Source organism: Pseudoalteromonas sp. CO348 (assembly GCF_004208845.1).
In the GTDB taxonomy this organism is placed as follows: Bacteria; Pseudomonadota; Gammaproteobacteria; order Enterobacterales; family Alteromonadaceae; genus Pseudoalteromonas; species Pseudoalteromonas maricaloris.
This window is the reverse complement of record NZ_SGPI01000042.1, coordinates 48,832-62,307: the sequence shown is the minus strand read 5'-3', so window position 1 is coordinate 62,307 and position 13,476 is coordinate 48,832. Positions and strand designations below refer to the sequence as shown.

9 protein-coding genes are annotated in these 13,476 nt (G+C 43.9%); 4 read left to right on the top strand and 5 right to left on the bottom strand.

What is annotated here, in order from left to right; genetic code table 11:
- Window positions 1-108 precede the first annotated feature (108 nt).
- Window positions 109-2,388, bottom strand: coding sequence for a CHRD domain-containing protein (locus EXT48_RS23360; protein ID WP_130166006.1), 2,280 nt, complete (start codon window positions 2,386-2,388; stop codon window positions 109-111).
- Between the two features lie 318 nt (window positions 2,389-2,706).
- Between EXT48_RS23360 and EXT48_RS23355 the strand changes: the two genes are divergently transcribed.
- On the top strand, window positions 2,707-4,545 hold the full coding sequence (locus EXT48_RS23355) for a choice-of-anchor I family protein (protein WP_130166005.1): 1,839 nt from the start codon (window positions 2,707-2,709) through the stop codon (window positions 4,543-4,545).
- Window positions 4,546-4,751: 206 nt separating this feature from the next.
- Here the strand turns inward: EXT48_RS23355 and EXT48_RS23350 are convergent, their stop codons facing one another.
- Both EXT48_RS23350 and EXT48_RS23345 read right to left on the bottom strand, forming a co-directional pair.
- Window positions 4,752-6,050 (bottom strand): PAS domain-containing methyl-accepting chemotaxis protein, encoded by a 1,299-nt coding sequence (locus EXT48_RS23350; RefSeq protein WP_130166004.1) that lies wholly within the window; start codon window positions 6,048-6,050, stop codon window positions 4,752-4,754.
- A gap of 191 nt (window positions 6,051-6,241) precedes the next feature.
- A complete protein-coding gene (locus EXT48_RS23345; protein WP_130166003.1) occupies window positions 6,242-8,149 on the bottom strand; it encodes a M6 family metalloprotease domain-containing protein in 1,908 nt (635 codons plus the stop codon).
- Between the two features lie 508 nt (window positions 8,150-8,657).
- On the opposite strand from EXT48_RS23345, the gene nudB reads away from it, so the two are divergent.
- Together nudB and EXT48_RS23330 are read left to right on the top strand one after the other, a co-directional pair.
- Window positions 8,658-9,098 carry a dihydroneopterin triphosphate diphosphatase gene (gene nudB, locus EXT48_RS23335; protein ID WP_130166002.1) on the top strand — a complete coding sequence of 147 codons (441 nt, stop codon included), beginning with the start codon at window positions 8,658-8,660 and terminating at the stop codon, window positions 9,096-9,098.
- Window positions 9,099-9,105: 7 nt separating this feature from the next.
- A complete protein-coding gene (locus EXT48_RS23330; RefSeq protein WP_130166001.1) occupies window positions 9,106-10,227 on the top strand; it encodes an alanine racemase in 1,122 nt (373 codons plus the stop codon).
- Window positions 10,228-10,270: 43 nt separating this feature from the next.
- On the opposite strand, the gene EXT48_RS23325 is transcribed toward EXT48_RS23330, so the two are convergent.
- Window positions 10,271-11,149, bottom strand: a complete 879-nt coding sequence (locus EXT48_RS23325) for a hypothetical protein (RefSeq protein WP_017218222.1) — start codon at window positions 11,147-11,149, stop codon at window positions 10,271-10,273.
- Window positions 11,150-11,338: 189 nt separating this feature from the next.
- Here EXT48_RS23325 and EXT48_RS23320 point away from each other — a divergent pair, with 189 nt between their 5' ends.
- A complete protein-coding gene (locus EXT48_RS23320; RefSeq protein WP_130166000.1) occupies window positions 11,339-12,799 on the top strand; it encodes a pre-peptidase C-terminal domain-containing protein in 1,461 nt (486 codons plus the stop codon).
- Window positions 12,800-12,880: 81 nt separating this feature from the next.
- Here EXT48_RS23320 and EXT48_RS23315 read toward each other — a convergent pair whose 3' ends face one another.
- The gene (locus EXT48_RS23315; RefSeq protein ID WP_130165999.1) at window positions 12,881-13,474 is read right to left on the bottom strand and encodes a hypothetical protein; all 594 of its coding nucleotides are present in this window, start codon (window positions 13,472-13,474) and stop codon (window positions 12,881-12,883) included.
- Between the last annotated feature and the right edge of the window lie 2 nt (window positions 13,475-13,476).

The window sequence follows — 13,476 nt, the reverse complement described above, 5'->3', positions numbered from 1 at the left end:
TTAACTAAATATAACTCCCCGGACTGGATAATGGTTGTGTAATTTGAATATAAAGAAAAAGAGCCTGCACTTAACAGACTCTTAGATGCGAGATAATTATCTAAGCGATTAATTAGCTATTTGGCCTCTTAACTCACCACTTGGATTTGCTGGTGTATGCACATTTACGTAGTGACCACCGCCTGCCAGAATCGCAAATATTTCCGCTGTCAATGCTGCATTGGCCGGAGCCATCCAGCGATTGGCATCACTACTATCTTGCATTAATGCCAATAACACAGGGCCGTTTTCACCAGCAATGCCAGTATGTATATGCGCAGCCGTTGCATCGGCAACACCTGAGGTGAGGACTTGTAATTCAAGCTCAAAGCCGTTTCGATTTACCAAAGCATATCCACTACCAGTGGCTGTGGTTGTAACGGCTGGGACTTCTTGCTCGCCACTCAATGGAAACGCTACCAACGTGTAGTTGTCAGTGAGGATCTGACCACGGAGTTCACCACTCGCATTTGCTGGTGTATGCACATTAACATAATGACCACCCGATGCGAGCACAGCAAAGATCTCAGCGTTGATCATGGTGTTGTCTGGCGTCATCCATACATTCGTATCATCGGTGCTTTGCTCAAGGCCAACTAACACATCACCATTCATGCCGATCCGACCGGTATGAATATGTGCCGCCGTTGCGTCCTCAACACCCATTGTCACTACACGAAGTTCAACTTCATAATCGTTCATGTTAACCAATGCGTAGCCATCCCCTGACGCCATTGTCGATACCGCAGGAACCTCTTGCTGACCTGAAAGCGCAAATGTAGCAAGTGCATAATTGCTGGTAAGAATTTGGCCACGTAGCTCACCACTGGGGTTGCTAGGAGTATGGACATTAACATAGTGACCACCTGATGCGAGTACCGCAAAAATCTCAGCATTGATCATAGTGTTGTCTGGCGTCATCCATACATTCATATCATCGGTGCTTTGCTCAAGGCCCACTAGAACATCACCATTCATGCCGATCCGGCCAGTATGAATATGTGCCGCCGTTGCATCCTCAACACCCATTGTCACTACACGAAGTTCAACTTCATAATCGTTCATGTTAACCAATGCGTAGCCATCCCCTGACGCCATTGTCGATACTGCAGGAACCTCTTGCTGACCTGAAAGCGCAAATGTAGCGAGCGCATAATTGCTGGTAAGAATTTGGCCACGTAGCTCACCAGTTGGATTGCTAGGAGTATGGACATTAACATAGTGACCACCCGATGCGAGTACCGCAAAAATCTCAGCATTGATCATAGTGTTGTCTGGCGTCATCCATACATTCATATCATCGGTGCTTTGCTCAAGGCTCACTAAAACATCACCATTCATACCGATCCGACCGGTATGAATATGTGCCGCCGTTGCATCCTCAACACCGCTAGTGACAACTCTGAGCTCTACTTCATAGTTATCAGTGTTAACAAGGGCATAGCCATCACCGGATGCCATTGTTGCTACTGCTGGCACTTCCTGTTTGCCGGATAAGTCAAATGTCGCAACGGCGTAATTGTTCGTCAAGATTTGGCCGCGGATCTCACCATTTGGTAGCTCTGGCGTATGAACATTGACGTAGTGTCCACCCGAGAGCAAAACGTTCAACGTCGCTTCGTCGATCATCGTGTCATCTGGCGTTACCCAGTCTGTCATTACTTCGTCGTCCTGCTCTAACACCACAAGCACATCGCCGTTCATACCAATGCGGCCAGTGTGAATATGTGCTGCAGTGGCATCATCGACGTCCATAGTGACCGCGCGAAGATAAAGCTCGCCGTCGGTGCTGTCGTATGACGCATAACCATACCCCATGGCACTACTTTCATTCATTGGCACCTGTTGTGAGCCATCTAATTTGAACGTGATCACGCTTACCGTGTCTGGCACAATCTGAGCGCGTAACTCGCCGTTTGGAAAGGCTTCGGTGTGTAGATTGATATACCAATCACCATCCAACATATCCTCAATTAGATCCTCAGACAGATCTGTGATTGGAATACTGACCTTATTGTCATCTGATGCTTCAAAAGCGAATGCCACATCGCCATTCGCCCCCAAATCACCATCGTGAATATGTGCAGCACTAAAACCTTCGACGTCGCTGTAGTCGAGTGTTGCTCTGAATTGCATCAGATTTTCATCAAGCTCAACTGTTGCGGAAGCGGTTTGCATTGACGTATTCATCGGTACTTCTTGCTTTCCTGATAACATCAATTCAAAGGTCTTAGTCGCTGAAAACTCTTGGACTGGCGGGGGTGGCGGAGGTGTAACAGTATCGTTATCGTCGTTATCGCTGCATGCCATAAGAAGCATGAGGCTGGCACTTACTATAAACTTTTTCATTATACTCATCCTGTAGACTCGGTTAAAAAGAATGACTTTTGTCACCCATAGCTAACCCTTACGAACAGAGTTGAATAAAAGTTCATCAAATTTGCAAAATTATTGTATATTTTTTGTCTGTACCTAATTGCACCAACCGCAATACCAACTTTTGCCTGATCACCCTTTGATACCGATGGTACTAACGCTTGAATGGCATTAGTTCCAGCTCAGTGATATCAATGAATTTCTCACAATAATTGTGAAACCTCATTGCCATATAAGAGTCATATTTTTGTGATTAAGTAGCTGCTTTAACAATAATAATCAGGATATTTTATGTTTAAGCACTCACTTATCGCGCTCTCTTTGCTTTCTCTTCTCACTGGCTGTTCACTTGATGGTGACGATGGCGCCACAGGCTCGCAAGGGCAACAAGGCGTTGCCGGACAAGATGGTAACGATGGTCAAAATGGCTCCGACGGCCAAGATGGAGCAAACGGACAAGACGGAACCAATGGCACTAACGCCAATAGCGTGCTTGAAATAAGTCTTGTGGGACGCGCAGTGCTTAATGCAGAAAGCCCTGAAGGCGCCGCTGAAATTGTCGCTTACCAAGCATCCAAAAAATGGATATATGCCATTAATAGTTCAGGCAGTGCCGCTGTGGTTGAAGTTATTCCAGCAACCAGCTTTGATACGGCCGCTCTGGTCAAAAATAATGAAGGTGTTATTACCGCTACAAATTTAACATCAGCCATGACAATCAACTTAAACGACAATACACCCGGCGACGCAAACAGTATTGCAGTTGACGAAAACAACCAACTATTGGCAGTTGCAATGGCTGCCAAGACTACGGGTGACGCAGGACAAATCGCTTTTTATGATATCTCAGGTGCAACTCCGGCCTTTGTTAAAAATGTAACGGCGGGTGCACTACCTGATATGGTTACCTTTACTCATGATGGCAGCAAGGTCGTGGTCGCAAATGAAGGGGAACCCGCAGGTGACTACAGCGTTGATCCTGAAGGTAGCATCAGCATTATCAACATTACAAATGGCGTAGTTGCAAATACAGCAACACAATTAAACTTTAGCGCATTTAACACCAAGCAAGCTGAGCTAGAAGCACAAGGCATTGTCTTCGCCAATCCAACTGGTCGCACTATCAATGGCAAACTTATTAATACGACAGTTGCGATGGATTTAGAACCGGAATATGTCACCATCTCTAAAGACAACCGCTTCGCATATGTTTCAATTCAAGAAAACAACGCACTCGCTATCGTAGATCTAAGTGACAACAGCCTTAATTTAGTCGGTTTGGGATTCAAAGACTGGTCTAATTACACCATGGATGCCTCGGATAAAGATAAAAAGATCAATTTTAAAAAGTACCCCGGTCTTTATGGCATGTATCAGCCAGACACTATCTCTAGCTACACGTGGAAAGGCGCTAACTTTATTGTCTCTGCTAACGAAGGTGATGGTAGAGAATACTTTTTTGATGCTGCCGATGAAGCCGACTGTACCGCGAAAGGTGGTCTAGATTACGATAAAGACGATGGCTGTTTAGCGTACATTGATGAGAGCCGTGCCGAAGATCTTACCCTAGCAAGCAACTTTGCTTATCTCAATAATGACGATGACGACATTGGTCGCCTTAAAGTCACAACGGTGAAAGGCGATGAAAATAATGACGGCCAATATGAAGCGCTGTACACCTATGGTGCACGTTCATTCACCATTTGGGATAGCAACGGCCTTGTGGTGTTCGACTCAGGCGATCAAATCGAGCGGATCACAGCCTCCGTGCATGGCGCACAATTTAACAATGATGAAGACACCAATGAAGGCGATACGCGCTCCGATGCAAAAGGCCCAGAGCCGGAAGCACTAGCGCTAGGTCAAATTGGTGAACGCACTTTTGCATTCGTTGGCTTAGAGCGTATGGGTAGTATCATGGTTTACGATATCACCAACCCTTACGATGTTAAGTTTGAAGATTATTTTTACAACCGTGGATTAGTTGAAGATGCCGAAATCAGTGGCGACTTAGCCCCAGAGGGCATGGCATTTATTCCTGCCGACAAAAGTGCAACTGGCGAAGCCTTATTGGTGATCGGTAATGAAATTTCCGGCTCAGTTGCAGTATGGCAAATCGCTGAAAAATAAAGCATTCACATTAGTCGCAGTGGGAGGCGCTCTACGCGCCGATCTTGATGAAAAGATCGCGGGGTGAACCCGCTCCTACACCATATTCAAGCCTTTGGTGTGAGCCACTTTACGCGCCGATTTTGATGAAAAGCTCGCGGGGTGAACTCGCTTCTACACCATATTCAGGCTTTTGGTGGGAGCCGCTTTATGCGGCGATTATTAAGTTATTCTGACAATCCTTTGACCGTATTTGTGAGGTTTTCTGCGCCTTGCTTTATTTCATTCATCACTTTATTCACTTCATCGATTTGTGCAAGACCAAGCTCTGTGCTTTCAGACACCGTATTCATCAGTGCGGTGGCTTCTTTAGTTAACACTTCATTCTGATTTACCACATCATTGATTTCGTTGGTCGACTGCGAAGTACGTGCTGCCAAGCTTCTTACTTCATCGGCTACCACCGCAAACCCTCTTCCCTGCTCGCCCGCTCTGGCGGCTTCTATCGCGGCATTTAACGCAAGTAGGTTAGTTTGCTCTGCAATCGCACTGATGGTAGACACAATTGCCGAAATCCCTTTTGACTGTTCATTAAGCTGTGCTATCGCGGCCATTGCACTTTGCACTTGATTAGAAATAAGCCCGGAGGTACTGACGGATTCTTGCAACAGCAAGCTCGCACGGGCCGCTATTTGCTCGGTTTGCTCTGATGTCACCTGCGCAACCTCAGCAGCTTGTGCGACTCGATGCGCTTTTTGCACCCGCGCCGTGATATTTGTTGCAAACTTTATCACTTTAATGACTTTGCCATGTTCATCAAAGATAGGGTTATACGTTGCTTCAATCCAAATATCTTCGCCATGCTTACCTAAGCGATGAAAGCGACCACTTTTATGCTGGCCTTTTGCCAGCTCTTGCCAAAAATGTGGCTGCTCTTTATAAAAGCTGTCGTCACAGAACATTCGATGATGCTGACCTTTAATCTCACTGAGTTTATAACCCACAGTTGCCGTGAAATTTGGATTCGCATCTAAAATAACGCCCTCGGGTGTAAACTCTATGGTTGCCATGGACTTATTGAGTGCGTTAGCTATCGCTTCTTGTGCTTTTATAGTGAGCTTTTCTGCTGTGATGTCATTCGCAATTTTAACAATACGGGTCACTTTGCCATTTTCTTCAACCGGAAAATAGGTCGCATCGAGCCAAACTACGTCACCTGCTTTGGTAAAGCGCTCAAAATTACCAAACTGAGCTTGGCCACGCTTAAGGCTTGCCCAGAAACTGCGATATTCCGGAGAATTTACGTAGTCCTTGTGGCAAAAAATACGATGGTGCTGTCCTATCACTTCAGCCTCTGTGTAACCCACGACAGCGAGAAAATGTTGATTGACTGCAGCTATTTGACCATCGGGTGTAAATTCAATTTTTGCGACCGCTTCATCAATCGCAGAAAGTAATGCCCGAGCACGGTTGAGTTCAGCGGTCAAATTTTCAACTTCTTGATTTGGCTTTCGAAAAAAGTTCATAAGCTATTCCGTAACAAACAATATGCATGACTGCATTATTATCATAATTTTGGTAATAAAGTATGAATTATAGATAAGAAAGTGGAGTTTGGCGTTCTAACATACGCACCAAAACAAGCCGCGCGCTGATCACACAAGCAACGCGACTTGGCATTATATCAATGGTATTGACTAACCAGTGCTTTGGATAACTACTTCTGTACCGTTAGACGGTAGTCACCCGCACCGCTGTATGAGTAAACCAAAATGCGGTAATAACCTGAATTTGCCGTATAGTTAATTGACTCTTGTGAGGTTGGCGTCTCCGAAATGGCAACTTGTTGCCATGCTCCACCTTGCCAAGCTTCGAGTTTCAAATCGAAGTCTGCGTTCGCTGGCCCCTCTAAAGTAAGTGCTATTGTGCCACCGCTGTACTGAAACCAACTGCCGTCAGGTTGTATGGCTTGTTGCTTGTCTGCTAAGTATCCAGTGTAAACATCTCCCGCTGGTGGTGGGGTTGTACTACCGCTTACGGTAAATTGGATCTCTGTAGCGGGATCAGAAATATTGCTGATGGACAAGCCAGAGTCGCTTCCATTCCACCATAAGGCATTCGTCCCTTTGCTACTCAACGCATTCGGCAGTGTGGCGCTAAACTCTCCTGCCACATCAAATAAATCGCCATTATCCCCACGGTTGCGACCATTTTCAGGATCTCGTTTGGCATCACCATGCTCCATTTGGATATACGGATACCATTCATTCGAGTTATTGCCCGCAGAATCAACGTGCCAAATAGCCAAACCTGAATCGAGTTGCTCTGAGTTTTGTCCCGATTGATGAATAGCCTCAATGTAAAAGGCTTCATTCGCGTTACTTGGGTTGGTCCATTTATATGAGCTATTAGCGCCCGAAGTATGACTGAGCCTTCCCGTTGGGGCATTAGCATTTACGGCTGGATTAAGTTCAGTTACCGTATCCCAACCAGCTATGGCCCTGAAGTGTGCGACAGGTGGCGTCGGCTTAAAACGGTTGGAAGCACCAATCGCGCCAAATCCCATAACGCCAAAACTTGCGACTGAGCCTTCTGAGCTGCCGTCATAATCATAAAGATCGGGCCAATTTGTGATTAAGTGACCTGACTCATGTACAAAGGTGCCAATTGCAAGGCTATTTCCCATATCCGTGATTTGATAGCGATCGGTACACACGCCATCAGCACAAAAACGTGGACTGAGTCTTGCCATATGTGGCCACAGACCTTTAGACCATGCACTATCAGAGTTGCCGGCATAAAAAATATTTAATCCACGGATCTGCCCACTACTATTTGTAGTCAGCGAGCTAAAATCAAATCCCTGTTGAAATTCAAGCCAGTTCAGCGCTTCTTTTATGAGTTCTTGCGAGCGTACTGTTGAGCTTAATGCGCTATCCGCGTAATACGCTTTGTTTTTCTTTGCGGTGTAATAAGCCGTTACCGTATTGGTATAATCCAGCTTGCCTCCAGAGACCGACGAAAAATACCCTCTTACTGACTGCGCATTACCAAATTCATTGTAATTTTGGTCATTTAAAAAACGCTCAACCTGCGCTTTTGTGATAGTGCCGCGCTCATCAGGGAAATCGATGATGATAGTTAACCCTTTTACTTGACCGCTGATCTCGGCATTCAACGCCATTGCATTATCACTACGCTCAAACTGATGCATATGTATCAAGTCGACTGGTGTTTGGTTTTGACCCAACATTACCTGCTGCGCCGCTTTTACCTTTTTTGCAATAGCAGTTGAGGATAGTCCTTGCTGCATAGCATTTACTGAGTGACGTTGTATGCCTTGCTTGTTGCGTTTGGTCACAAGCTTACCTGTAGATATAAGCTGCTCACCATCAGCCGAAACCTGTGCGTAAGCCATGCCTTTAAGTGATGCATCATACACCACAAGCTCGCCGTCAGGTGTACGCTGCTGAGCAAAGTACGTATTACCATTAAGAATAAGTGTTATTACCTCACCACTCGGTTGGGTAAATTGGTACTGTTCGTTTTTATAAGGGATCGCCGCGTTTACTGCGACACTGGTTGCCAATAATGAGGTTGCGATAATTGCTGATGTTAATTTCATTTTTCCTTTCCTAGGTTACATGTTGTACAATCCATTAACATACAGAATGGATACAAAATTGCAACAACTCTCAAACCATTAAAGGTACAAAATTTATCAACCAGATAAATAACAAATAGTTACATAGCTTGTAATTCCATCATTTTAGAAGCTTTATATTTCAAAGTGAGCAAAAAAAATCCGTTTAAACTATTTTTTTCAATTTTTAGTTTACAAGTACTAAACATTACATTAGCATTGGTCTCGTTCCTTTGGGGCTGCACCTTTTTACCTGCGTATCTAGGCGTGCCTAAAGTCACAATTGAACTCCCGAGAAGTAGAGCTTGCCGACTGGGATGTTGGCATTATTGGGATTTCCTTGGCACAGCTTGTTGCTATTGGAGTTTTTATGCAGGCCAGATGGCCTGCTTTTTTTTGTCCAAAATTCGCCATCTAAGCTTTATACCAATTGCCGAGTGCAACTCAACTGGTTAAACTCAAAGCACATGTTCCTGATTTGATGTAAACCATGTCGGCACTACGTAAACCCGTTTCGGTATTGGTCGTAATATACAACGAACATAATGAGTTTTTGCTATTACAAAGAGCAGACGATAAACACTTTTGGCAATCAGTCACTGGGGGAGTAGATCCCGGTGAAACTCCAATCACTGCCGCGTATCGAGAGTTAAAAGAAGAGACAGGTATTGACGCCGCGGCGCTTGGGATCACCATCCACTCGCATAATAAAACGAATCAATACACTATAAGACCGCAGTGGCGCCATCGTTATGAGCCGGGTGTTACCATAAACACTGAGCATGTTTTTAGTATCCAAGTACCGTCAGGGATCAGTGTGGTACTTGCTGAAGATGAACATACAGACTTTATTTGGCTTAACAAAACACACGCTTGTGAACGCGTCTGGTCCCCAAGCAATCGACAGGAAATAGAACTCATAGGAGTATGATTGAGCTATGTTTACGACATTAGGATCTTTACAAACACCATGTTTAGTTGTTGATAAAATTGCTTTTTTGCATAACCTTTCGCGTATGGAAAAGCATCTTGATGCTTTTAATGTGGCCCTTCGCCCACATTTGAAAACGGTAAAATCCATTGCAGCCGCAAGCTATATTTTGGCCGACAAACAAGCAGGATGTACGGTCTCCACCCTAAAAGAAGCGGAAACGTTTGCTGCACAAGGTTACACCAATATCACTTATGCGGTGGGGATCACAGAAGATAAGCTACAACGCGTTCTTGCCCTAATCAACCAAGGTGTCAATCTAACCATATTGCTAGACAGCATGGAACAAGCCATGCTTGTCTCGCAATTTTGCTCGGAAAATGAGTGCACGATTCCTTGCTTGATAGAAATAGACTGCGACGGACATCGCGCAGGACTTAGCCCTAAAAACAAAGAAATCGTGACCATCGCAACCATACTGGAAAGCAGTGGTTTATATCGGGGTTTACTAACGCATGCCGGTGGCTCATACGCGTGTAGCACGGCTGAGCAACTAATACAGTTTGCTGAGAAAGAGCGCTTAGCCGTTGTGGCTGCTGCATCCATGCTGGAAGAGGCTGGGATCACCACAGCAGTGCTGAGTATTGGCTCTACCCCAACGGCACTGTCAACGCAAAACCTCGATGGGATCACTGAAGTGCGAGCTGGGGTCTATACATTCTTCGACCTTGTGATGGCTGGTATCGGCATATGTGACATCGAAGATATTGCACTAAGCGTGCTAACGCGTGTCACTGGTATCAAACGTAGTGAAAATAAGCTCTTTATAGATGCAGGCTGGATGGCGCTTTCAAGAGACAGAGGTACCGCGAGTCAAGCGTTTGATTGCGGCTATGGCCTCGTCTGTGACCAAGCGGGTAATTTGCTGCCTGGGCTCAAAGTAACCTCAGCAAATCAAGAACATGGCGTTATTGAATGTGAACCCGGCTTCACCTTACCAGACGTGAAACATGGTGACCTACTACGTATTTTACCAAATCATGCATGTGCAACAGCTGCTCAGCACTCGGGCTATCATGTGTTAAGTCATGATGACATCGAGTTTTGGCCAAGATTTGGGGGGTGGTGATAGCTGTACCGCCCGACACAGGATCAGGAGCATTCTTAGTGGATTAGTTTGAGCCGAGTTGATCTATGTAGCGCTCTATAACTTCCTGAATAGATCGATGCTCCTGAACGGGTAAATAATTTATATGGGCCAATAAAAACTCTTTGGTACCATAATTACTGAGTAGTATCTGATTTACTCTCTCTAACACCTGCCTGCTTACTTGAGTCTTATTACACATCACATGACCTAAAATAAACCGAGGTGAATCCGCGATTAGATAGGACTCATATTTATCTTGATTGGCTTTCGCGTATCGCATCACTTCAACAGGGTAACCAAGCAGAAAATCCACACGTTTCAACTCGAACATCCGATGTACAGTTTCATAATGATTACTTCCACCTCTCACCACTTTATTAGCGCTATCCACCTGTGCTAATTGCTTATCTAAAAAAGGCCCATATGACAGATCGTCAGCAGTTACTATCAGCTTATTTCTGTATACGTTAAAAAGTTGCATAAGAGAGACTACATTACCTTCTTCATCAAGCACTTCTTTAGATAGCGGAGGTGAATCAGCATGTTGATATAGACGTCTACTGATATAAAAATTTACTGGCAAGCTGAATAGAAAGTTTTTTTCGCGATAAGTAGTTTTTACTTTGTTAAGAGTGCAAATAGCTGATTTATCTTGCTTTAGCATTGAGCGTAACGTCCGTTTATAACTTGCGCCGAGAAACTCAATGTTTGAGAGGTTTAACTGTTCAAATAGTATTTTGTTGGTTGCGCCAGCAATATTTTCAGGTTTAGCTTTTTGCGTCAAAATAGCGAGGTCTTCTTCATCATCCAAAAATATCTGAATCGTTGTTGCATCAACATTAGCAGTGACAGCTAAGCAAAAAACGACAAATAGGTACCTCAGAAAATTCATATACATCATTCAATTACCTGGTAAACAAAAGGATTCCTGAGCCTAATACCTCCCTCTCTAAATTTAGTTGAGGATTTTACGATTGTAAAATCCATACCTTTCATCAACTCACAAGAATATTATATTGAATATTGTATACTTTAATCCTATGTTAAATAGGCTTGTAAATTAGCAAGCTTATTTAATAAGGATACAACTGTGAAAAAGATATATTTGAGAAGAGCGCACTGTTATGCGCTTCTATTACTATTAACGGCAGGTCCGGCAAGTGCAGCTCAACTCACTGACACCTGTAAATCCTCAGCCCCATTTACTGGAAGAGAAATTGTCAATAAGCAACCTATTTGCCTTCCGAGTGGCACTCGAACTTACTTAAGTATTCCAGGTACAAATAGTGTAAATAGTTTGGCAATTACCACTGGACATGGCTCAGGAAATCTTAATTTATATTCAAAAAATGGGGGGTGGCCAAAACTGGACGGTAGCGATCCAAATTCAAAAAGAAACGGTAATAGCGAATGTATCGTGCTTAAGAACTTAAACCAATATTGGACTTACATAACGTTAGATGGGACCAGTCAAGGTGCCTCATTGGTCGTTGATTTAGGTGCAACCTCATGCCGTAACTTAGGTTCTACTCCACCACCTGGAGATAATGATGGTTATCCTTTAAATTATGCCAACATCAAAGTGTTTAGATTTCAATTTAGCGATGCGCAACTTAACTGGAATTCAATGCAGCGTGATTTAGCTGACGCTGCAGCATATTACACGGACCAATCTTACGGTAAATTTAACCTCACATATGATACATCGGTGCCAATAATTAATATTAATCGACCCAAAAGTGACTTTGACAGTGACTTTCACGGTTGGACAGCTGAATGGAAGAAGCATGTTAAAGCAAACGGCGTTGACCCAGAAAACCCTGGAACTGGTAATGTGGTAATGATGGTTGCCCCTCAAGTTGGTAACTTCAATTCCAGCGCTGCTCCTCCTTCAATCAGTTTATATCACCACACATCAGGCGTGGTGGCACATGAGTTAGGACATGCACTAGGGCTACGTCATGCTAAAGCGCTAGAAGCTGGCCCTGGTAGAGTAATTGGCGATCATGATTATGCAAAGGAAAGTTTAAACTATGGTAACGTATATAGCATGATGGGAATGGGCGCTCATTCTTTAGAAGAATATAACTTACTGTACAAAAAGTATTTCGGTTGGATAAGCGGATCAGAAGTCCCACTCATTACCTCATCGGGAACATATCGCATTTATGCATTTGACCACGGACGCAATGATCAAGGATATATCGGATTAAAGCTGAAGTCAGGTAACGGCTTATATACGTATTGGTTAGAGTACAGAACTACAAATGCGCGATATCCAAATACCAAAAACGGCATACTCATCAATTTAGAGGGCTACTTCGAAAATGAGCAAGACCCACGCTTTTGGAAAACGACCTCTTACCTCTTAGATATGACCCCAGGGTCAAAAACACCAGGCTGGTGGGGTGACGACCAAACCGATTCGGAGCTAACAATCGGAAATTCATATACCGATCACTGGGGAGGATTCAAAATCACCCCGACATCAAAGGGCGGAGCAGAAAATAGCGCTACCGCATGGATAGAAATAAAAGTAGAACTACTTTAATGGAGTAAGTAACGATGGCTATCGTTTGAGGATGATTGCCATCGCTATACCTCTGAGTGAATTTATTTATAGCAGATCTTATTACGGATCTATATATATCATATCAATGACCTCAGCCATTATATTTTTTCTTTCTCTAACATTGCGCTTATTTAACTTTCTTCCTTCACCGACTCTATCACTGGCTACAGCAACGAGCATATAAAGCGCTTTACTATGTTCTGCAACCGATTCTCTTCGTATCATTTGAGGCACTTTGGGAATATACTGCGACTTGATGTCTGCAAAGTGCGCAAACACTGAAACCAAATCTTCCTGCTTTGGGTAGCTCTTATCTGCGCACCAACACACTAGAGTAACATTAAGATTTTTTGAATAAAAATGCCCCCAATTTAGTTCAATATTTTGGGCTTTTAATAATGGATGAACCAAGTGTAAGGAAACTCCATCTACAAGTAGTTTTACTAAGTAAAACGAATCTAGTTGCAACTGATTGTCGACGATAAATGAGTCTATCGCTTTTCCTTCTTTATCTATTAATTCAACTAAAACTCCTGAATAAGCCCGATCAGACGTTAAATATATCTTAAAGGGCACCAGTAGGCTGGCACCAATCAGTGCACAGCCAATGAGCAGCGCTATAGCTAATTTCCTAAAAGGACGCTCCAATTTCATTT

Excerpts from the sequence above, each read along its gene's own strand:
- EXT48_RS23360 (WP_130166006.1), bottom strand. The coding sequence starts at position 2,388 with ATGAAAAAGTTTATAGTAAGTGCCAGCCTCATGCTTCTTATGGCATGC.
- EXT48_RS23355 (WP_130166005.1), top strand. The coding sequence starts at position 2,707 with ATGTTTAAGCACTCACTTATCGCGCTCTCTTTGCTTTCTCTTCTCACT.
- EXT48_RS23350 (WP_130166004.1), bottom strand. The coding sequence starts at position 6,050 with ATGAACTTTTTTCGAAAGCCAAATCAAGAAGTTGAAAATTTGACCGCT.
- EXT48_RS23345 (WP_130166003.1), bottom strand. The coding sequence starts at position 8,149 with ATGAAATTAACATCAGCAATTATCGCAACCTCATTATTGGCAACCAGT.
- nudB (WP_130166002.1), top strand. The coding sequence starts at position 8,658 with ATGTCGGCACTACGTAAACCCGTTTCGGTATTGGTCGTAATATACAAC.
- EXT48_RS23330 (WP_130166001.1), top strand. The coding sequence starts at position 9,106 with ATGTTTACGACATTAGGATCTTTACAAACACCATGTTTAGTTGTTGAT.
- EXT48_RS23325 (WP_017218222.1), bottom strand. The coding sequence starts at position 11,149 with ATGATGTATATGAATTTTCTGAGGTACCTATTTGTCGTTTTTTGCTTA.
- EXT48_RS23315 (WP_130165999.1), bottom strand. The coding sequence starts at position 13,474 with ATGAAATTGGAGCGTCCTTTTAGGAAATTAGCTATAGCGCTGCTCATT.